Raw genomic sequence first — 21,838 nt, 5'->3', positions numbered from 1 at the left:
GCAACACAGTAGGGAGCAACTATTATGACAGCTTGGCTATCGGCAGGATTAATATTCACCTTTGTTGCAATCGTATTTATTCTAATACGTTGGGGTAACGTGAAATGTATTGGGGTGACACCCGTACACACTTTCACCTTTATCGCCATTCTTTTTACCTCTGGGCTTGATGTGGGACTTATTATGTTTCCACTGACTGAGTTCGCTGGCTATGCTGATTTAGCGGCCAGTCCGGAGTATGGCTTTACTAATCCACTCGCCATCGAGTTTGGCTTCTGGGCCTTCCTCATTTGGGGCTTTTACTTCCTGACTTGTTTCTATTTTTGTGTGATAGAACCACGTGTTAAGTTTTTTGAACTGCCATTGATTAAGTTTATTAATAACTTCGTGATTATTGGTACTTGTGCCTTCACAGCCTACTTATTATTAACCAATTTGCCTTGGTATATGCCGGAGCTGGGCGATGGAGAAACCCTGGTCAGTAGTTTCTATTTAATTGTGTTTGCCGTGATATGTGCCTCGGTTTATTCAAGCACTAACATTCGTTACGTTCGTTTATTAAGCCTGGCAACTACTTGGGCATTTTTAGCCTTAATTGTTGTGATGTGGGCCGGTGCATTTATGGGAGAAGGTTCAAATGTTGGTGAGTTTGCTTCAACGTTAGGTCTACTTGGCGGTTATTTCGGTAACTTAGATAAATTTGTGCTGCCGCTTAATGATTATCATGAATTCTATCTTTACTGGTGGTTTGCTTGGAGCATTATGATTGGTCAGTTTACCTCGCGTTTTGTTGGTGGTTTGCGTACTTACCAAGTGTTGGCGGCGATGTTAGTTATTCCGTCACTCCCCATAGCGGCTTGGTTTGCCGTGTTGTATTACTACAGTATCAACAGTATCGATACCAGCGGATTTTATAACTTAGCCATGGCTATCGTCGGCATCACCTTTGTTATCAACTCGCTTGATTCACTGGTTCGCCTGTATACCGACAACCTTGGAATTGGTGTGGATAAACTGGGCAAAGCAAAATATTTAGTAGGTAATATCGTTGCGTTGAGCTTGTTAACACTGTTATTCAAACTAGATTTTCTACAAATACAATGGGTTGGCGCGGTAGTTATTGGGCTGTTCTTTACCTGTCTGGGCTACATTTTGGTGAAGAAATTTAAGGTAGTAAAAGAAATAGACTGTTCGCCAACAGAGTATGAAGTTGATTTTCAAAAGATTGAATTAGCTAAATAATTTACAAAATACACAATAAAAACTAAAAAATTATTACAGGAATACAAAATGAATATAATGAATAAAAAACTAATAACATTAGCTTCGACCTGCTTATTGGCTGCGGGTAGTGCGCATGCTGATGTCTCATCAACGGTCAACCTAACCTCGGATTATACCTTTAATGGCGTGAGTCAAACTGACAGTGACCCAGCTTTACAAGCAAGTCTAGATTATGCCGGCGATGGTGGCTTTTATGTGGGGACTTGGGCGAGTAATGTAGATTTTGGTGCGAGTGACGATACCAATATTGAATGGGATTTTTATGTTGGTAATTACTGGCAACTGAACGACAAAGTTGGCTTAGATGCCGGGGTAGCCTATTACACCTATCATGGTGATGATGGTTCAAGTGATTATCAATATGGTGAGGCATATACCAAGTTTGGCTATAACTCATCTATGGGTGATACCGAATTAAACTTTTGGTACGCCTGGGATTACTTTGGTACCGGCGCAGGTCATTACATTATGATGGCTGCACACACATTCACCGTAAGTGAAGGTCATAATATCCGTGTAAGTATCGATCGTTCAACGTCGGACGATGTGAGTAAGTGGGGTTGGGGTAATAATTTTGATGAGAAATCATATAACCATTACCGTATTGAATACACGACCAGCTTCAGCGGATTTGACTTTAACCTAGCGGCAGAAGACACCAGTATGGACTGGGATACGTCAGACAGTCGAGTGGTATTATCGGTGTCCAGAACGTTTGGTTTTTAAATTATAGAGTAACCCCTTTGATTTAGGCGAAGGGGTTTATCTTTTAGTCACTTAGTTATTTAATTAATAGTTGGATCGATACAGTGGAAATATATGAGCAGCTTATATTGTCTTTACGGCAAGTTAATCGTGCAGTTGACTTGCACTCTAAACAATTAAATAAGAAGTTTGGCTTAACCGGACCTCAGTTATTAGTCATAAAAAAAATAGTCGAATTAAAGGGACCAATGGCAAAAATGGTAGCGAAAGCCGTTAATCTTAGCCCTGCTACGGTCACCACCATTATTGATCGTTTAGAAGTAAACAAATTAGTGCAACGCAAGCGCAGTGATTATGATAAACGCAGGGTAGAACTGTTTGTAACTGACAAAGGGGCAAGCTTGTTGCTTCAAGTACCACAATTATGGCCGACTAATTTTATAACACAATTTCAAGCGTTGGGGTCATGGGAACAAAACCAATTGCTTTCTTCAGTGCAACGCATTGTCGATATGATGGAGTCAGAGTTTGATACAGGACCAAGTGTATAAATGATGTCTTAGGTGAGTAATTAAAAGTGATATTTGGTAATGATTATAATTTGAATTGACTAAAATGGAGCAAAGGGTGATGGATAGAAAGAGAAGAAATAAAAGAGGGTAATGCCGTATTAAAGCAGGTTACTGCTAAAATACGACAGAGATAGGAAAGGCTTAGAAGTAATAGCCGATATTGATGTTTAATCGTTTGTTCCAATCATCAGCATTGCCTACTAAAGTACCACCGATAAATGGTTGGTTTTTAGCAATAACAAAGTCAACATAAGCGTAAACGCCACCAGCACTGATCGCAACACCGGTTACGTTCATTGTGGTATCGTCTAATCCGGCTGATTTATCAGTGATTAAGTTGTAATCGTTATAGTAAGTCAGGTTAGTGATAGGTCCAAGAGACACTGACTGGCTGTAAGATAAGTTAAGGTTATACGACGTCGCTTCCGTTGGAATTGTGTCATAGAATGCCCAAGCGCCTACAGCGACAGCATCAGAGCCGTTGTCTAGGTCATATTCATACTCTGAAGCTTGGAACATAATACCGATATTTTCAATTTTGCTTTTTACATGAAAAGCGTATGCAGTGTGATCGCCCACAGAGCCAACACCTGAGCCACCTTCAAGATCACCTGATAATAACGATACACCTACTTCTGTATTAGAGAAGAAATTATATGTATATCTTAAGTTTATGGTATTACTCTCGCCCATTTCTTGCGCAGGAGCACTGTAAATACCTTCGCCACCAGCATAGTCACGAATGCCAACTACATCGTAAGAATAGCGATGAGTTTTGTCACCTGAATAACCGTCAACACCACCTTTTTCGTCATTTAAAAAATAGGCAACACGGATATCATGTTTGTCATACTTACCTATAAATGATAAACCTGAGTCGTAGTCATCTTCTAAACCGGCATAATAACCAGAGCTAAAGAAGAAGTTGTTAGAGTTATAGTTTAAGTTACCAAAAGGAACTTGAGTAATACCCACTTTTCCTTCCCAGTTATCACTGAACTGGTAGGCTACATCGGCGTGATGAATTACATTCATGTATTGATACCAGCGATATTGAGCTGATAATTTAACATCACCAATACTGCCGTTTACATCTAAACGAAAGACGTCAAAATCAAAATCTCCACCACGATCTTTATTGTCATCATCGTAATCTTCATAGCTATACTGAAAACGTACGGCACCGCCAACTTTGATTTTAGGTGTTAAATCTGTGGCGGTTTTTGTATTGGTATTAACTTCTTTTTTAAGCTCAGCAACTTGTTTCTCAAGTTGTTCTAGTCGCTCTATTTTAGTTTCTTCTGTGGCCGCCCAGGCTGTTGTTGAGCTTGCTAACAATAAACCAAGTAATGGGATGGATGTTTTCATTCGTTATTCTCCAAAAGATAATTCGCATTTGTTTTTATATTTAGTTACGTTTTTCATGTTGTTGTCATTGTTGTTCTGAACCGAACAATTTTCGACCGTTTAAGTGTAAAACGTTACCGATAGGGGCAACTAATCCATTTACGACGTGAAACAGGTGAATAACACCGTTAAAATTTTTATCGATAACTTTAGTGTTAGCGCTTTTTTTCGTTATCGCAATAAAAGGGGCAGGGTTTTGTAATGTAGTTTTCGCTTCATTGAAGCTAATGAGTAAGAAATTTAAGACAGATAATAGCTAGTTGTATGCTTTTGATGAAAAAATGCTTAACATAGTACTTACTTGTAGTACCTACTTGATGACACTTGATGACCCTCTATCATTTTTTCAGTTTACTTAAAAATCACAAACTACCTTTATTAGTCGCTATTACATTAATGGTTGTCGAAAGTTTAGTGAGTTTATCGGTACCTTGGTTTGCGGGTAAGTTTTCAGAGTCAATTCTTGAAGGCAAAACTATTTTTAACCTCAGTTATATTCAAATTGCACTTATTTGGTTGTCGCTATTTGTTGTGCAGGCGCTATTGAGGTTTTTATCAACTTACAAAGTAAATTTTATTGGCGCAAAAATGCTCACCGAGCTGAGTTGTCGCTTGTATGACCATATTCAACTTCTGCCTGTTAAATACTTTAGCAATACTAAAAAAGGTGAAACATTAGCGCTGTTAAGCAACGATGTAACCATTATTAGTTATTTCCTCTCTGGTGTACTTACAGGTTTAGTGCCTGCCTCGCTTATTCTATTGGGTGCGCTGATTTTAATGGCATCAATCAATATGACTATTACCTTAATCATCATGTTAATGGTGCCTGCATTTTTTATCGTTTTAAAACTACTTGGCAGAGGTATAAGACCTATTAGTGAAAACTTAGTGCAAAGACAAGCTGATTCAATGGCTATTGCGAGTGAAAACTTAAGCATAATAAAACTAGTGAAAGCTTTCTCTCGGGAAAAAAATGAATCTAATCGCTTTAAAGCTAATGCACACGAAATTCAAAAGTTAAGAAAAAAGCAATTGAAAATCCAAGCCATTTTATCTCCAGCAATTCAATTGTTAGTCTCTACCGGTGTTTTGATTGTGGTCGTTGTGAGTGCCATGCATTATCAGTCAGGTGACTTGACCATGCCTGATCTCATCACATTATTAATGTACGGTATGCTATTCGCGAGGCCAATGAGCGCTTTGGCAAACTTATACGGGCAAACACAACAAGCACTTGGAGCATCGAACCGATTGAATAAAATCTTTAGTGCCACGCCAGAGTCTAGTTGTCATTCACATGAAATTATATCGGATAGCAACATCCCATCAAATAATGACCTTAGTGGCGTGATATCTTTCAAGGATGTCGATTTTAGTTATGAGCAAAATGAGCAATTACTGATAAATGTTAATATTGATATTCAACCGAATCAAACTGTCATCATTCTTGGGCCTAACGGAACAGGTAAGTCGACCTTATTACATTTAATGGTAAGATTTATAGAGCCAACTGCAGGCCAAATAAGCATTGGTGGTAAACCTCTGAGCAACTTTAATTTATCAGAATTAAGACGTAATATAGGGCTGGTCTCTCAAGATATAGCCTTATGCAGTGGCACCGTAGCTGACAACATAGCGTTTGGTTACCCGCAAGCAAGTTTTGAAGAGATAGAGTTATCAGCTAAAAAAGCAGGGGCACATCAGTTTATATCTGAACTTGAAAATGGTTATCAAACTCAAGTAGGTGAAAATGGGGTATTACTTTCTGGAGGACAAAGGCAGCGAATTTCATTTGCTAGAGCACTCATGACTGACCCCGCCATTTTGTTATTAGATGAGCCTACGTCAATGATAGACAATGAAGCAAGAAATGACTTTAAACACCGCTTTAATGAAGTTTTAAAAAACAAAACTGTTATTATGGTTAGTCATGAACAGAGCTTAGCGGATATTGCAGATCAAGTTTTCATCATGAAAGACTATCAATTAATGCCAAGAACCGATACCAAGTGCTAATACCAAAGATACATAGCCAGAATGAACACAAAGGAAGTAATAGCAAATGAGTCAAGTTAGCTACCGATTAGCTGAAGATGTGCTTTTTCAAAAAGTAGCAGAAGAAACGGTAATATTAGAACCTGAAACAGGGGAGTATTACACACTTAATGCTATCGGCACCTTTATAGTAGAGCAATTTCAACAAGGTTACTCTAAAGCTAAAGTGATTGATTTAGTGCTTGAGAAATATCAAGCAAATGAAACTGAAGTCACCCAAGACACAGAAGAGTTACTCGCTCAAATGCTCAAGCAGGGATTGTTTATTAGCGTAGAGAGTAAAGTTGACAGTAATCATGGCTAGTTTAACTAAACTCTTTAAATTTAGTATTAAAGAGTTATGGGTTTTACTCGAAGCTTGGTTTGTTTTTGTTAAATGGGATTTATTAATTTCATTTACACAATATGAAACCTGGCGGAATAAAATAATTCTCTCACCAAACCTCGATAACGCTACTTCAAGCATAGATGATGCAACACTAGCTAAACAAATTAAGTTAATCATTAAACTGAGCGAAATTGCTGCTCGCTTTCAGATAAGAAAAATGAATTGCTTACGTAGATGCCTATCACAACAGCAAATGCTTAAAAAACGAGGTTTCAGTGCTCAAATGCACATTGGCGTCCGTTTTGAAGAAGAACAGTTACTGGCGCATTCTTGGCTAACGCTTCAAGGGAAGGTCATTAATGATAGTGAAGACGTAACTGACCGTTATAGTGAGTTAAAGTTGGTGAGTGAAAAGGGAATATTAAGCGCGCTGAGATAATATTTACCTGTAGATCGACAAAGCTTACCTGTAGGTCGATGCTTGCCTCGACAAAGCTATCGGACCTCGCTGCGCTCGTGCCGACCTACCAAAACCAAATCAATTTACCTGTAGGTCGATGCTTGCCTCGACAAAGTTGTCGGGCCTCGCTGCGCTCGTGCCGACCTACCAATAGCAAATCAATTTACCTGTAGGTCGATGCTTGCCTCGACAAACTATTATGCCTACCTTTACAGTATAAATATTTTAAAGGAAGTAAAATTATGTCATGGAATGATTTAAGAAAAGGGCGTGTTGAGCAAAAGAATGCTATTTATTTCATCACCTTCGTCGTAGATAAACGGAAAAGAATCTTTAGCCACTTCGACACTGCAAAAATATTTTGCCAATTGTTAGCGGATAATGAAAATAAAAACAATTGCCAGTGGCTAACTTGGGTTTTAATGCCTGATCACTTTCATGGTTTATTACAGCTAAATCATGATTCTTCTATGGCCGTTATCATCAGACAATTAAAATCTATATCAGCCATCAAAATAAATAACCATCTAAACCAGCGAGGATCTCTTTGGCAACATGCTTATTTTGATCATGCAATCAGGAAGGAGGAAGATTTAAAGTCTATCTCTCGATATATTGTTGCAAACCCTTTACGAGCTAATATTGTGGATAATCTGGGTAAATACCCTTTTTGGAATAGTTGCTATTTATAACTGTCGGGCCTCGCTACCAAAACCAAATCAAATTCCCTGTAGGTCGATTCTTGCCTCGACAAAGTTGTCGGGCCTCACTACGCTCGTGCCGACCTACCAATACCAATACCAATACCAAATCAATTTAACTGTAGGTCGATGCTTGCTTCGACAAAGCTGTCGGACCTCGCTGCGTTCGTGCCGACCTACCAATAGCAAATCAATTTACCTGTAGGTCGATGCTTGCTTCGACAAAGTTGTCGGGCCTCGCTGCGCTCGTGCCGACCTACCAAAACCAAATCAAATTTCCTGTAGGTCGATGCTTGCCTCGACAAAAAATACCAAATTAATTTACGTGTAGTGCGAAGCATGTCTAACCATGCAAAATAAGAAATACATTAGTCATCTACACAATGAGTTTGAAACCATAACTGCGTTAAAATGGCGTACAACATGTCTACATTTAAATAGCTACTTGGGTTATTAACAACCGCATCAAATTCACTCAATAAAATCGTATTATCCACTAACCCTAAATCTTGTAATCCTGGATGAGATAATAGTTTACGTAACTCAACCTTATTAGATCTAACCAAATTAGCAAAATGGTGATCAAACACTACTTTGTGCTTATTCCAACAAACTGACTCAGGTAAATGCGCTTGCATGGTTTGTCTTAACAACCATTTAGGGTAAACACCCTGTATAAGCAGTTTTTCTGGAATGGCAAAACTGAACTTGACGACATCAGCGTCAAAAAAGGGATGACGAACATCAATGCCGTAACCACTTGCTACTTTTTGATATGAACGCATAGCATTGTAGGTAGATGTAGTATTTAAACCATGGTATCTAGCATGTTTTGCAGGATTAAAAGTTGCCGAGAAAGGATTAATAAAAAGCTGCTTTTCTGCTGTCACATTGATTAAAGCTTGTGCTGATAACCAAGGTGGACACTCATTAGAATTAATAGGCTTTTGTCTTGCAAGCTTAATTAAATTTTGAATAGTGCTAGGCATAAACAATTTATATAACGAACGAGCTACAGGCTCGTTGAGTTCATTACAAGCATCAATCACTTCACTAATTACGCCAAACTCGCCTTTAAACAAACGAGAACCGTATGACGCGCTATGTCCCCAACAAGTTTCGTCGCCGCCATTACCTGTTAGCAGCACGTTGGTTCCTAAACTATGCATCAGTGCTAACTCTTGATGATACTTTGGTGAAAGGACAATGCCAGGGCTATCAAAATCAGTGGGATATAACTCACTGAATGAACTTGACTCATACTCATCTAAATCAATGTAATGCTGATTCTCTAGGCCAAGCGTAGAAATCATGTCATTGATATTGGTACTTTCATCACAGGTTTTAGTATTTTTGTACCGATGAGACAACGTATGCAAAGGCTGATTTTTTCCATCCAGAAATTGCTTGGCTAGTGCTGTTACCGATGTTGAATCCATTCCACCACTCATTTGACAGAATAGCGTAGGGTCTGTGATCGATTCATCAGTATTAAGTCTGTTTTCAACACTTGTTTTTAACAGTTCAAAAAAATGCGCTTTATACGCTTCAGTATCTTTATACTCAATTGAGAAGTCAGGGTCTATATCCCAAAACTTGGTGATTTTAACCCCTTGCTCTTCGTTGTACTCCAAACAATGTCCCGCAGGTAATCTAGATATTTCATTAAACATGGAAATATTAGGATCAGGACGTCCAGCCAACCACTGACTAACAGCAACTTTATTTACCGTTAGGTTGATGTTAGTAATATTTGCTAGCGTTTTTGCGTTTGAGGCAAGATATAAAACTCCGCCTAATTCGAGGTAAAATAATGAACGACTGCTGAAAGGATCTATTGCAGCACATAATTTTTGCGATTGTTCATCCCAAAAAACAGTTTGAAAGTTGCCTTTTATTTTCGAAAAAGACGCTGCACCTAGCTTTTTATAGGTGCTAAAAAAAGCATGTTCATCTTTTGACAAAAATTGATTTTCGTCACTTAAATCAAATTCGCATACCTTAGCCAAATCATCTTGATTATCGACTCTAAAATTACCAATTATTGGCATTGTTAAAGATTGCTTAGTTGATTGGGTTTTATAACTTACATTGGCAGATTTATTTGAGTATTTAGCTAAAAAAATAAAATGATTTTCATTAGGAACTTCGGTTGAAATCGAGGATGAGTTATTAAAAAGAACTCTAGGTAATAGGTTGTTAAATATACTATTAGCCTTATTAGAATCCCTATAAGGGATAATAACTGCAAAAAGGTTGTCCATATATACCTTAATAATATTTTCGTGAAAGTTACAAAATCTAAACATATGTAAAACTTAAGTATATATTGTTATATTTTTTGCAAATTGTCATTAAAAAGTCATCTTTAATAGGGTATTATACCGCCGAGAATAGCTTGTGGTACAGATAGTGCCTTTGAAGTTTAGTAAATGTGTGTCGAAATTCTTTACATAACTGTTACGATTTAGAAATTAAAAGCCAATTTGTTTTTTTAATGGTCTGATTTTTAAGAGTATTAGTTTTTCGGTATAGTTCTTGCTAAAAAGGGATTGCGCGGACTTATAGCACGAATTTATAGTAAATTAATGGAGTATACGAATGTTGAAGAAATGGATGCTAGGGATGATTCTTCTATCTACTAGCTTGTTTACACAAGCGACCATAATCAATAGTGATGTTAATAGCATTGATATGGAAGGTATAACAATAACAGCATTTTTCGGAGATGGAACACAAGACACTCAAATTTGGTCTGCACTTTCTTCTACATTAGGTGGTGTATCAACAAGTTCTTGGTCATTATTATTAGATGGTAATACTTTCGGTGATTACGATAGTAGTACTGACACCTTTTATGGTGATTGGATATTATCTAACTTAAACGTTGCCAATGGCATTGTTGGACTAACGGTTGATGCCGGCATTGCGGATATGTTTTTTGATATAATCCCAGGTACAGCAACAAGTACACCGGGTTCTGAAGCGGGTCGTCCATTTGCTGCTAGTGATGATTCAGCTGTTGCGACTTTTACAGATGAATATAGTGCCCCAGATTTATTTGGTACTATGGCTATTACAGGTTTTAACCTGATTTCTGGTGAACAGTTAGTGTTTTTAACCGACACAGACAGCGCTGAAATACCAGAGCCATCAACAATGTTTACTTTTGCATTAGGCCTTATTGCATTAACAAGTTTACGTAAAAAATCTTCAGGGAAGTGATTGAAATGAATTCTACTAAAAACACCCAACAACAATCTGTTGAGAGTAAAGCTGTTTACACCAAACCTGTATTGAAAAGTGCCGGTAGTTTAGCTGACTTAACTCAAGGCTTTGCTGGAAGTATTCCAGACGAGCAAGGTGGTCACACCAAGCGAAACCCTTTCCAAGGTTAAATTATTTATATTAGATAGCCGCTATTAAATAGTGGCTTGTCTAATGTTATAAAAAATTCGAATGAACCCTTTATTTAAATTACCACTTCACGGTGTTTTCTGTGTGCCTTTTTGCGAGGCTAATAAACAGGAATTGCCGCTTGAAATCACGTTGGATTTTGCTCGTTTCACAGTTGATGAAGCGTTAAAACCAATATGGTCAATGGTAGATGAAGGTGAACGTTATCATAGTGAAGTTAGCTTATATAAAGCTACTTCAAATGAACGTTACGCTGGCTCTGAGAGCGTTGATTCGAGTAAAAGCGCAGACGATAGTTATTATCTGAATGTTAATTGCCAAGGAACGGGTTCATTTGAAGTAACAAAAACTAATATAACCATAGACTGGCAAGCTCAAGGAACGGGAGCTGATCATTACTTTCAAACATTAGCTTTAGCCTTAAATTTAGAATTAAACAATGTACTTTGCATTCATGCAAACGCGTTAGCTTATCAAGACAAGGCCATTGCAATTGTTGCTCCAAGTAGAACAGGTAAAACGACGTTAACAGCGGCACTTAGCCAAAGTGGTTTTTCATTGATGACCGATGACATGGTCGCTCTGCATGAAAATGAACAAGGTTATGACATCTATCCAAGTTGGCCAGTAGCTAGAATGTGGCCAGATGCACTTAATGATATTGCGCTGAATACAAGTGAGCAACATCAAAAAGTACATGAGAAATTTGAAAAGCGTATCGTCAATTTAGAAAAAGTAGAAGGATTGACCTTTTGTAATAAACCTAAGAAATTGCACGTAATTTATTTATTAAATAGATTACCAAAAAAGCAAAATAGCAATACACCATTATGTGAAATAGTGCCGATTGCTACCGCTCAAGCAATTATTATTTTATTGCAAAATAGCATTTTAGGGAGTTGTTACCGAAAGTTAAATTTAGAAAAATCGAGAGTTCAAGGTTTATCTAAATTACTGGAAAACATTGCGTTTAAGCAAATTAATTACGTAAGTGGAAAAGAACATTTAGGCGAAGTTGGCAAGGTAATTAAAAGCGACCTTTAAGCTATTTATCAAATAAGCTATTACGCAAGAGAGCTTATTTGATAAATAAAGTTTATTACTCTTTGTGTTGAATAAAACAGTTATTCAACCGGTAAAAAAACAAACCTACAGGACGTTAGTTGTTATGGCAAACACCACAGGCACGATACAAAACAATACCAATGCTTTTGCTTTTTTTTATAGATTGGTAGACATAGTTGCTATAAAACTAAGCCTCTTAATCGCAATTCTATTTTACAATGTATCTTACAACCAAGAGTATTTTGTTATGTTTTTGGTGGGTAGCATGGCCTACATTCTGGTAGCAGAATCACTTTCTGTATACCGTTCTTGGCGAGCGGGTTACTTCAAACAAATAATCTTTTATACCTTCCTCTCTTGGGCAATAGCTGCAGTGCTAGTACTGTCTTATTTGTTTTTTACTAAATCAAGTGAAGACTTTTCACGGGTTGCCATCGCTATTTGGTTTGTGCTGTCTTATTCCTTTTTGATTAGTTGGCGTTATGCGTTTTCAATTTTTTTAGCGAAAATGCGTTCGAAAGGTTATAACACCCGTAATATTGCCATCATCGGATTAACCAAAAATGGACGACGATTAGCACAACAAATATTAGAACACCCTGAAACCGGTTATAGATTAATAGCCATTTATGATGATAGAGCCCCCGATAGAATAGATCCAAATTATCATGAGTACTTAGGTGGTAGTATTGAAGACGGAGTTGAGAAAGCCAAAAATAATGACTTTGATGCCGTTTATGTTGCATTACCTATAACAGCAGAAAAGCGTATTAAAAAAATATTATTTTTATTAGGTGACACCACAGCTAACGTACAGCTAGTGCCTGATTTATTTATTTACTCATTAATGCAAGCCAGCATGTCTCATGTAGGTGAAATTCAAACCATCAGTGTACACGGCAGCTCAATGCAAGGGGCTAACGTAACGTTAAAACGTGTAGAAGATATCTTATTGTCTTTAGCCATATTAACGATAATTACCCTGCCCATGATTGTTATTGCGGCGATTATTAAACTGACTTCTCGTGGACCGATATTATTCAAACAAGACAGATATGGCCTAGACGGTAAAAAAATTAAGGTGTGGAAGTTTCGCTCAATGACCGTAGCTGAAAACGCTGACAAAGTAGTACAGGCCACCAAAAATGACGTAAGAATTACCCCCTTCGGCGGATTTTTACGCAGAACCTCATTAGATGAATTACCTCAGTTTTTTAATGCGCTACAAGGACATATGTCAGTGGTAGGGCCAAGGCCACATGCGGTAGCGCATAATGAAGAATACCGTAAACAAGTTGATTACTACATGCTGCGCCATAAAGTTAAGCCGGGCATTACTGGCTGGGCTCAAGTCAATGGTTGGCGCGGTGAAACTGACACAGTAGATAAAATGGAAATGCGCATTAAGTTCGATCTTGAATATATACGTACTTGGTCACTTTGGTTAGATTTCAAAATAGTGTTATTTACTATTTTTAGATCATTTAATGATAAAAATGCTTATTAACTATTCATCGCTTAATTTGGTAAAAGAGCACAATGAAACGTATTTTGAATTGCTACGGTTAGCCCGTATCAGTGGATGTTCAGGCAATCACGTTATTGACCTGAGTGCAGCAACAACGTTACTTAATAAATTGCCTTTACTTCATAATGGACGTAAGCAGAAAGAGCATAAGCGGATAATACCGCTGCTTAATGATAAAGCACATAAATTAGCTTTTTTTAAGGCGCTATCAGCAGAAAGTCAAAAAATATTAACGACTATCACGCAACAAGGCATAGTGACCGAGTTAGCAAGAAAAAGGCAATTGAACAATATAATTGCAGTGTTATCGGCGCATAACATTCCAATTGTTTTATTAAAAGGCGCTGCTTTTGCAGACGTTCTATATAGTGCGAAAGCACCCAGAACATCAAATGATTTAGATATATTGATACAGCAAAAGCATTGGCATCAAGCGGTATCACTCATTAAAACCATAATGAACTATACCGAAAAATCGCAACCGGATGTATTTGGTGATTTATATGAGCTTTCTTTTATACCCAAAGGAAAAATGGGCGCAGCACTTGATTTACATGCCTCATTAATCAATCCGTTGTTATTTAAGATTAGTGAAGAGCAATTGTGGGGAAACAGTGTAGAACACCCAAGTTTTAATAATAAACTGGTGAGAATGTTATCGCCTGAGCATGCCTTAATTCACCAGGCTGTTCATGCCTATAAAGACATGGACTTTTGTAAATATAATTTAGTAGACAGCCATGAAATAATTATGGCTCAACAGCCAGATATTAGAAAAACGATAGTCATAGCCAAAGAGTGGGGCGCAATTATCCCTTTATTTGCACTTTTGAAAAACTGTTCAGAGGTTATGGGCAGTGATATTGAAAATTACATTGATAGTGACGTACTAAAACAAATAGAACCAAACCCTGTTATTTATAAGGTGATGGTTAAGTTAGTAAAATCACGGTTTACTCAACCTATAGCAAACAAGAAACCCTTTAGGTATAGAGTAAACCAAGTGATAGGGCAATTTGTGTTTTCTGGCAGTGTTGTAAGGCCATTAGCCTTACAGTGGTTATATGTGAAATCAGCATTGAGACAACGATTCATAAATAAGTGATTCGTCATCTTCGAGGTTACAGGTTCGTCTTCTTCGAAGTCACTGGCACGTCATCTTCGAAGTCACGGGTCTGTCATCTTCGAAGTCACTAGTCGAAGATCCAGTTTTAGTTACTGAGTTGTAGTCACTGGTTCGTCATCTTAGAGATTACGAGCACGTCATCTTCGAGGTTACTAGTCGAAGATCCAGTTTTAGTCACTGAGTTTTAGTCACTGGTTCGTCATCTTAGAGATTACGGACACGTCATCTTCGAGGTTACTAGTCGAAGATCCATTGGCTGTCACTGAGTTGTAGTTACTAGATTAATGAATATTTATAGTTTTATTACATTCACAGAGTGTAAAAAGGTAATAAAACTATAAACATTTAAAACACACAAAATTAAAGAACAAACAAAATTATGGACGATACCAATGACAAATAAAATAACCTCTGCAGTCATTCCTGTAGCTGGGCTTGGCACACGCATGTTGCCAGCCACAAAAGCTATCCCTAAAGAAATGCTCAGCGTAGTTGATAAACCATTGATTCAATACGTGGTAGAAGAAGCGGCAGCAGCCGGTATTAAAAACATAATACTAGTCACGCATTCCAGTAAAAATGCCATTGAAAACCATTTTGATAAAAGTTTTGAATTGGAAGCGCAACTTGAAAAACGGGTAAAACGCTCATTATTAGAAGAAGTTCGTAAAATCACACCTAAAGGCACTAATGTAATTTCTGTTCGTCAATCTAATGCCTTAGGTTTAGGCCATGCCATTTTATGTGCCAAGCCCATTATTGGTGACAAACCCTTTGCCGTTATATTACCTGATGTACTGATAGACAAATACCGTTCAGATTTAAAGCAAGATAACCTAGCAAAAATGGTCAAACGATTTGAAGAAACCAACATCAGTCAAGTGATGGTAGAAGAAGTGCCGCAGCAAGATGTCAGTAGTTATGGCGTCGTTGACATCAATGGGACGAAACTTAAAGAATCCGAGTTTGCCGAAGTAACCAATATGGTTGAAAAACCAGATCTTGATGATGCCCCTTCTAACCTAGCAATCACAGGTCGCTATGTCTTATCTGCAGCTATTTGGGATTTACTAGAGTTTACGCCACCCGGTGCGGGGGATGAAATTCAATTAACGGATGCAATGCATCAGTTATTACTGCTTGAAAAAATGGAAGCCTACAAAATTGTGGGGCGCAGTCATGATTGCGGTAATAAATTAGGCTATCTGCAAGCGAATATTGAGTATTCATTGCTTGATCCTGTTTTGGGTCAGGGGTTGAAAGATTTCTTGAGCACTCTAAAACTTTAACATTTAAATAATTCGAAGCACTTTCTCAATAAATCTGTAACGAATTGAAAAGTTGGATATTTAACTAAAATAACTATGAAAATTTACGGGCGTTATTAATGAGTACTGTTATAAGTTTAGAAAATATTAAGATTGGTATTATTGGCCTAGGTTATGTTGGCTTACCTTTAGCTGTAGAGTTTGGAAAAAAGTTTCATACTTTAGGTTTCGACATAAATCAAAAAAGAGTAAATGACCTTCTGACCGGACATGACTTTACCTTAGAAGTCACTAGTGGTGAATTAAAAGAATCAACTCACCTTAATTACTCATGTTCTGCAGACGATTTAGCCGCATGTAATGTTTATATTGTTACGGTGCCTACGCCAATTGACGCACATAAACAACCTGACTTATCTCCGTTAATTAAAGCGAGTGAAATGTTAGGAAAAGTACTTGAAACTGGTGATGTTATTATCTATGAATCAACAGTATACCCTGGGGCGACAGAAGATGTTTGCATCCCGGTGGTCGAGCGAATTTCTGGCTTGAAATTTAACCAAGACTTTTTTGCAGGTTATTCACCAGAACGAATAAATCCAGGTGATAAAGAACACAGAGTAACGGATATATTAAAAGTTACCAGCGGATCCACGCCTGAGATTGCAGAAAAAGTTGATCAAATTTATAGAACAATTATTACCGCAGGTACACATAAGGCTTCTTCAATTAAAGTAGCTGAAGCTGCGAAGGTTATTGAAAATACTCAACGTGATGTAAATATTGCCTTGATTAATGAATTGGCGATTATCTTTAATAAATTGGATATTGATACATTAGAAGTTTTAGAAGCTGCTGGTACGAAATGGAATTTCTTACCATTTCGGCCGGGTTTGGTAGGCGGGCACTGTATAGGTGTTGATCCGTATTATTTAACGCATAAAGCTGAATCTATTGGTTATCATCCTGAGGTGATTTTAGCTGGGCGTCGTATCAATGATAATATGGGAAAATATGTTGTTTCTCAACTTATTAAAACAATGTTAAATAAAGGTGTTCATGTTAAAAATGCTAACATTCTTATTTTAGGATTAACCTTTAAAGAAAACTGCCCCGATATCCGTAATACCAAGGTAATTGATATTGTATCTGAGTTGCAAGAATACAATGTGAATGTAGATGTCTATGACCCTTGGGCTAGCCCTAAAGAAACTTTTCAAGAGTACGGTATTGAGCTTATTACTGAGCTTAAGAAAAACCACTATGACAGCGTAGTTTTAGCCGTGGCTCATAACGAGTTTAAAGAATTAGACCAAGCTGAAATAAATAAATACATGAAGGTTGAATCCGTAGTTTATGATTTGAAGAATGTATTGCCTAAATCTGTAGCTGATCTAAAGCTTTAGTCTTTTTATAAGAGGGAAAATATGACAATAGCATATCGAAAAATGGACTTTTATTATTATCGTGTAACACACTGTTCCTTCGCTCATATTATAAAATGAACGTATAGGGTGTAATACCTTATTGTTAATGTAATAACTTTTATTATTTTAGGTTGTAAAAGAAGAAATATATGTCAAAAAAATACAAAGGAATTATTCTTGCCGGTGGATCTGGTACTAGGCTACATCCGCTTACGATATCAATTAGTAAACAATTGATGGCTATTTATGATAAACCGATGATTTATTATCCTTTATCAATTCTGATGCTTGCAGGTATTCAAGAAATATTAATCATCACAACACCTCATGATCAAGAATCATTTAAAAAATTATTAGGTGATGGTAAACAGTGGGGTCTGGATATCAGTTATGAGATCCAAGAAAATCCTGATGGTCTTGCCCAAGCGTTTATTATTGGTGAAGAGTTTATTGGTGATAGCCCTGTTAGTTTAGTATTAGGTGATAATATATTTTTCGGACATGGGATGGACGAATTACTTAATAGTGCAACATCAAAAAGCGAAGGTGCCACGGTATTTGGCTATTATGTGAAAGATCCAGAACGCTATGGTGTTGTATCTTTTGATAGTAGTGGTAACGCAATTGACATTGAAGAAAAGCCAGATAAAGCTAAGAGTAATTATGCGGTAACCGGTCTTTATTTTTATGATAATGATGTGATTGAAATCGCAAAAAACATAAAACCATCAGCACGGGGCGAACTCGAAATAACTGATGTAAATAAAGTCTATTTGGAGCGAAATAAACTTAGTGTAGAACTCATGGGAAGAGGGTATGCATGGCTTGATACAGGTACACATGAGTCTTTAAATGCTGCATCGAACTTTATTCAGACTATTGAAGAACGTCAAGGTCTTAAAATTTGCTGCCCAGAAGAAATTGCTTATCGTCAGGGGTTTATAACCGCATCTCAGTTAGAAGAACTTGCCCAACCGCTTAAAAAAAGTGGTTATGGCCTTTATCTTTTAGAACTTTTAGGAAAACGCTAAACTCATGAAGATTATCGAAACAAACTTACCAGGCGTCATTATATTCGAACCTCGTAAATTTGGAGACGCACGTGGTTTTTTTCTTGAAACAGCTAGATCTGACACATTAAAAGAAGCGGGAATAAAAGACGCTTTTGTCCAAGACAATCATTCAAGGTCAACCAAAGGGATATTGCGAGGTCTACATTATCAGTTAACTCAACCACAAGGAAAACTAGTGAGAGTTGCAACGGGAGCCGTTTTTGACGTAGCCGTGGATGTTCGAAAAGGCTCTCCAACATTTGGTGAATGGTTTGGTACAACATTAGATGAAGAGTCTATGCGCATGATGTATGTACCTCCTGGGTTTGCTCATGGATTTGTTGTGCTCAGTGATACAGCTGATTTTATTTATAAATGTACCAATTATTATCATCCTCAATCTGAGCAGGGTATTTTTTGGAATGATCCTGAGGTAGGCATTCAATGGCCAATTACCGACGTACAATTATCAGATAAAGATATGAATAATCCGTTACTTAAAAATCAATTAACTGAAAAATTGCCATTATATAATAAGGGCATAATGTGAAAATTTTAGTGACGGGTGCTAATGGCCAAGTGGGTAGTGAATTACTCCAAGCCGCGTTAGCAATTAAATACAATGTAGAAGTTGTTGGTTATGGTAGAAGCTTGCTCGATATAACCGACATCGATCAAGTAAAGTCTATTTTAGCCAAAGAGAAACCGAATGTTGTTATTAATGCCGCTGCGTATACTGCTGTAGATAAAGCCGAAGAAGAAATTAATTTAGCTTACGCCATAAATGAAAAAGGCCCAGAAAATTTAGCCTCATTTTGTAATGAATTATCGATTCCATTACTGCATATTTCTACAGACTATGTTTTTGACGGTAGCAAAATCGGCGCTTATGCAGAAACTGATGTACCTAATCCCACAGGAATTTACGGGAAAAGTAAATTAGCTGGTGAGCAAGCGGTTATTAAAAACCACCCGTTACATTACATATTACGTGTTGCTTGGGTATTTGGTGAGTTTGGTAATAACTTTGTGAAAACTATGGTGCGATTAGGAAAAGAGCGTGAGCAATTACGCGTTGTTGCCGACCAAAAAGGTGCGCCTACCTACGCAAAAGACATTGCCGAAACTCTGCTTAAGCTCGCGGTACAAATAAACAGCCAAACAAGCAACTGGGGCATATATCATTATTGTGGCGATACACCGATTTCATGGCATGGCTTTGCACAAATAATTTTTGAACAAGCTAAGCAGAACAATATCTTAACAAGTACGCCAAAGGTACTTGCTATTACCACTAAAGAATACCCGACGCCTGCCGAACGGCCATTAAACTCAATATTAAATTGCGACAAAATAACGCAAACATTCAAGTTAGATCTATCCAATTGGCAAGCAGGTTTAGGTAACGTTTTCAACGCATGGAAATAATAATGACATATACTCCTAAAATATTATTAGTAACTGGTGCTGCCGGTTTTATAGGCTCTAATTTTGTTCACTACTGGATGGATGCTTACCCCGAAAGCAAAGTTATTGGTTTAGATGCTTTAACTTATGCAGGGAACAAGGAAAATTTAGTTTCATTATCGCAAAATAACAATTTTACCTTTGTACATGCCGATATATTGGATACCGATAAGGTAGAAAAGTTACTACAAGATAATAATGTAGATACCCTAGTTCACTTTGCTGCTGAGTCACACGTAGACCGTTCTATTCATGGGCCTGATGCGTTTTTTAAAACCAATATCGAAGGCACGCATTCATTATTAAAGGCGGCTAAAAAAGTATGGTTAGACCAAGGAATAACGGATCATCGTTTCCATCATGTATCTACAGATGAAGTTTATGGCACTTTAGCGCCAGATGCCCCAGCCTTTACTGAAACTAATCAATATCTGCCTAATTCACCCTATGCAGCCAGTAAAGCATCGTCTGATCACGTCGTACGAAGCTATCACCATACCTATGGTTTAAATACCACAATTAGTAACTGCTCTAACAACTATGGGCCATATCAGTTTCCTGAAAAGCTTATTCCGCTAGTTATTGCTAATTGTTTAGACGGGAAATCATTACCAATTTATGGTGACGGACAACAAATTAGAGATTGGTTATTTGTTGATGACCATAACCGTGGTATCGATCTTATTTTGCATAATGGGAAAATAGATAATACCTATAATATTGGCGGTAATAACGAATGGGCCAATATTGATATTGTTAATGTCATTTGTGAACTAATGGACGAACACCACCCCGTAGGAGCGCCTCATAATCAACTTATTACCTATGTAAAAGACCGAGCTGGCCACGACCGTCGTTATGCTATAAACGCATCAAAAATTATGAATGAATTAGGCTATAAACCGCAAGAAACCTTTGAAACAGGTATTCGTAAAACCGTGCAATGGTATATGGATAACGAACAATGGTGGCGCCGTATTATGGATGGTAGTTATAAAACTTGGTTGGATAAAAACTATGAATAAAAGTTACGTAATTATTTCTCCGTGCCGAAACGAAGAAAAATATATGCTGCAAACACTTGATACTGTCGTTAATCAAACCATTAAGCCGGCTAAATGGATTATTGTTGATGATGGGTCTACAGATAGAACACCGCAGATCCTTAGTGAATACGAAAGTAAGTATGACTTTATCGAAATAGTTACCCGAGAAAATAGGGGCCACCGTAGTGTTGGTCCTGGAGTTATCGACGCTTTTTACGAAGGCTACAATACAATTAACATTGACGATTATGCATATATTTGTAAATTGGATTTAGATCTTAACTTGCCAGAAACGTATTTTGACTTTCTAATGAAGCAAATGGAAATTGAACCTAGATTAGGAACATATAGTGGTAAGCCATACTTCTATGAAGGTGATAGTAATGCACTAGTTGCAGAGGTCTGTGGAGATGAATCATCGGTTGGAGCTACAAAATTTTATCGAACACAATGCTTTAAAGAAATAGGTGGTTTTGTACGGCAAGTAATGTGGGATGGTATTGATAGTCATAGGTGTAGAACATTAGGCTGGATTTCACGTAGTGATGATAAAGATGAAATAAGGTATATACATTTAAGACCTATGGGCTCTAGTCAAAATAATATTATTACCGGCCGTATTAGACATGGTTATGGTCAGTATTTTATGGGTAGTAGTTTTATCTATTTATTAGCATCTGTTGTATATCGCCTGAATAAAAAACCTTATGTTATTGGCGCATTAGCTACTTTATGGGGATATGTTAAAAGTATTATTTCAAAAGAAGAGCAATTAGATGATCCCCATATGAAAAAATTGTTACGGAAATTTCAATTATATTCATTAATTATTGGAAAGCAAAAAACAGTAGAAAAAATCAATGCTGAACAGGCAAGCGTATGGGGAACTCTTCCTGTAAAATATATAATACCGATAAAAAGATAATA

General features: G+C 37.3%; 21 protein-coding genes. 19 read left to right on the top strand and 2 right to left on the bottom strand.

The annotated features are described in order from the left end of the window. Window positions 1-24: 24 nt before the first annotated feature. The 3 genes from CXF79_RS18075 to CXF79_RS18065 all read left to right on the top strand — a co-directional run bounded on the left by CXF79_RS18075 (window position 25) and on the right by CXF79_RS18065 (window position 2,540). Entirely contained in the window at window positions 25-1,242 is a 1,218-nt protein-coding gene (locus CXF79_RS18075) for a BCCT family transporter (RefSeq protein ID WP_011044753.1), read from the top strand. A 48-nt stretch (window positions 1,243-1,290) separates the two neighbouring features. Next, entirely contained in the window at window positions 1,291-2,010 is a 720-nt protein-coding gene (locus tag CXF79_RS18070) for a TorF family putative porin (RefSeq protein WP_011044752.1), read from the top strand. Between the two features lie 83 nt (window positions 2,011-2,093). After that, a complete protein-coding gene (locus CXF79_RS18065) occupies window positions 2,094-2,540 on the top strand; it encodes a MarR family winged helix-turn-helix transcriptional regulator (RefSeq protein WP_011044751.1) in 447 nt (148 codons plus the stop codon). A 162-nt stretch (window positions 2,541-2,702) separates the two neighbouring features. Here CXF79_RS18065 and CXF79_RS18060 read toward each other — a convergent pair whose 3' ends face one another. After that, window positions 2,703-3,929, bottom strand: a complete 1,227-nt coding sequence (locus CXF79_RS18060; protein ID WP_011044750.1) for a carbohydrate porin — start codon at window positions 3,927-3,929, stop codon at window positions 2,703-2,705. 366 nt (window positions 3,930-4,295) lie between these two features. Between CXF79_RS18060 and CXF79_RS18055 the strand changes: the two genes are divergently transcribed. The 4 genes from CXF79_RS18055 (at window position 4,296) to CXF79_RS18040 (ending at window position 7,506) form a co-directional block, all read left to right on the top strand. Next, window positions 4,296-5,987 carry an ABC transporter ATP-binding protein gene (locus CXF79_RS18055; RefSeq protein ID WP_101157001.1) on the top strand — a complete coding sequence of 564 codons (1,692 nt, stop codon included), beginning with the start codon at window positions 4,296-4,298 and terminating at the stop codon, window positions 5,985-5,987. Window positions 5,988-6,033: 46 nt separating this feature from the next. Next, window positions 6,034-6,330, top strand: coding sequence for a PqqD family protein (locus tag CXF79_RS18050; RefSeq protein WP_101156999.1), 297 nt, complete (start codon window positions 6,034-6,036; stop codon window positions 6,328-6,330). Beyond that, window positions 6,323-6,793 (top strand): lasso peptide biosynthesis B2 protein, encoded by a 471-nt coding sequence (locus CXF79_RS18045; protein WP_101156997.1) that lies wholly within the window; start codon window positions 6,323-6,325, stop codon window positions 6,791-6,793. The genes CXF79_RS18050 and CXF79_RS18045 overlap by 8 nt, the downstream gene beginning before the upstream one ends. Window positions 6,794-7,056: 263 nt before the next feature. Next, window positions 7,057-7,506 (top strand): REP-associated tyrosine transposase, encoded by a 450-nt coding sequence (locus CXF79_RS18040; RefSeq protein ID WP_101156995.1) that lies wholly within the window; start codon window positions 7,057-7,059, stop codon window positions 7,504-7,506. A 377-nt stretch (window positions 7,507-7,883) separates the two neighbouring features. On the opposite strand, the gene CXF79_RS18035 is transcribed toward CXF79_RS18040, so the two are convergent. Further along, the gene (locus CXF79_RS18035) at window positions 7,884-9,779 is read right to left on the bottom strand and encodes an asparagine synthase-related protein (protein WP_198560101.1); all 1,896 of its coding nucleotides are present in this window, start codon (window positions 9,777-9,779) and stop codon (window positions 7,884-7,886) included. Window positions 9,780-10,116: 337 nt separating this feature from the next. Here CXF79_RS18035 and CXF79_RS18030 point away from each other — a divergent pair, with 337 nt between their 5' ends. The 12 genes from CXF79_RS18030 (at window position 10,117) to CXF79_RS17980 (ending at window position 21,836) form a co-directional block, all read left to right on the top strand. Further along, the gene (locus CXF79_RS18030; protein ID WP_101156990.1) at window positions 10,117-10,740 is read left to right on the top strand and encodes a PEP-CTERM sorting domain-containing protein; all 624 of its coding nucleotides are present in this window, start codon (window positions 10,117-10,119) and stop codon (window positions 10,738-10,740) included. A 5-nt stretch (window positions 10,741-10,745) separates the two neighbouring features. Then, window positions 10,746-10,913 carry a lasso RiPP family leader peptide-containing protein gene (locus CXF79_RS23425; RefSeq protein WP_157825900.1) on the top strand — a complete coding sequence of 56 codons (168 nt, stop codon included), beginning with the start codon at window positions 10,746-10,748 and terminating at the stop codon, window positions 10,911-10,913. 61 nt (window positions 10,914-10,974) lie between these two features. Next, a complete protein-coding gene (locus tag CXF79_RS18025) occupies window positions 10,975-11,976 on the top strand; it encodes a hypothetical protein (protein ID WP_101156988.1) in 1,002 nt (333 codons plus the stop codon). A 124-nt stretch (window positions 11,977-12,100) separates the two neighbouring features. Further along, window positions 12,101-13,504: an undecaprenyl-phosphate glucose phosphotransferase gene (locus CXF79_RS18020; RefSeq protein WP_101158231.1), complete on the top strand. Its 1,404-nt coding sequence runs from the start codon at window positions 12,101-12,103 to the stop codon at window positions 13,502-13,504. Next, window positions 13,485-14,630, top strand: a complete 1,146-nt coding sequence (locus CXF79_RS18015) for a nucleotidyltransferase family protein (RefSeq protein ID WP_101156986.1) — start codon at window positions 13,485-13,487, stop codon at window positions 14,628-14,630. The genes CXF79_RS18020 and CXF79_RS18015 overlap by 20 nt, the downstream gene beginning before the upstream one ends. Before the next feature lie 413 nt (window positions 14,631-15,043). Beyond that, a complete protein-coding gene (galU, locus tag CXF79_RS18010) occupies window positions 15,044-15,940 on the top strand; it encodes a UTP--glucose-1-phosphate uridylyltransferase GalU (protein ID WP_101156984.1) in 897 nt (298 codons plus the stop codon). Window positions 15,941-16,038: 98 nt separating this feature from the next. Continuing rightward, the gene (gene tviB, locus CXF79_RS18005; protein WP_101156982.1) at window positions 16,039-17,325 is read left to right on the top strand and encodes a Vi polysaccharide biosynthesis UDP-N-acetylglucosamine C-6 dehydrogenase TviB; all 1,287 of its coding nucleotides are present in this window, start codon (window positions 16,039-16,041) and stop codon (window positions 17,323-17,325) included. A gap of 170 nt (window positions 17,326-17,495) precedes the next feature. Then, a complete protein-coding gene (gene rfbA, locus CXF79_RS18000; RefSeq protein ID WP_101156980.1) occupies window positions 17,496-18,377 on the top strand; it encodes a glucose-1-phosphate thymidylyltransferase RfbA in 882 nt (293 codons plus the stop codon). A gap of 4 nt (window positions 18,378-18,381) precedes the next feature. After that, window positions 18,382-18,948, top strand: coding sequence for a dTDP-4-dehydrorhamnose 3,5-epimerase (rfbC, locus tag CXF79_RS17995; RefSeq protein WP_101156978.1), 567 nt, complete (start codon window positions 18,382-18,384; stop codon window positions 18,946-18,948). Next, the gene (rfbD, locus tag CXF79_RS17990; RefSeq protein ID WP_101156976.1) at window positions 18,945-19,826 is read left to right on the top strand and encodes a dTDP-4-dehydrorhamnose reductase; all 882 of its coding nucleotides are present in this window, start codon (window positions 18,945-18,947) and stop codon (window positions 19,824-19,826) included. Before rfbC ends, rfbD begins: the two co-directional genes overlap by 4 nt. A 2-nt stretch (window positions 19,827-19,828) precedes the next feature. Then, entirely contained in the window at window positions 19,829-20,890 is a 1,062-nt protein-coding gene (rfbB, locus tag CXF79_RS17985; RefSeq protein ID WP_101156974.1) for a dTDP-glucose 4,6-dehydratase, read from the top strand. Next, window positions 20,883-21,836 (top strand): glycosyltransferase, encoded by a 954-nt coding sequence (locus CXF79_RS17980; RefSeq protein ID WP_101158229.1) that lies wholly within the window; start codon window positions 20,883-20,885, stop codon window positions 21,834-21,836. The genes rfbB and CXF79_RS17980 overlap by 8 nt, the downstream gene beginning before the upstream one ends. Window positions 21,837-21,838 lie beyond the last annotated feature (2 nt).

Origin of the sequence: Colwellia sp. Bg11-28, assembly GCF_002836245.1 — a bacterium.
In the GTDB taxonomy this organism is placed as follows: Bacteria; Pseudomonadota; Gammaproteobacteria; order Enterobacterales; family Alteromonadaceae; genus Colwellia; species Colwellia psychrerythraea_A.
The sequence above is the reverse complement of the archived record's forward strand: the minus strand, read 5'-3'. Positions and strand labels throughout refer to the sequence as shown.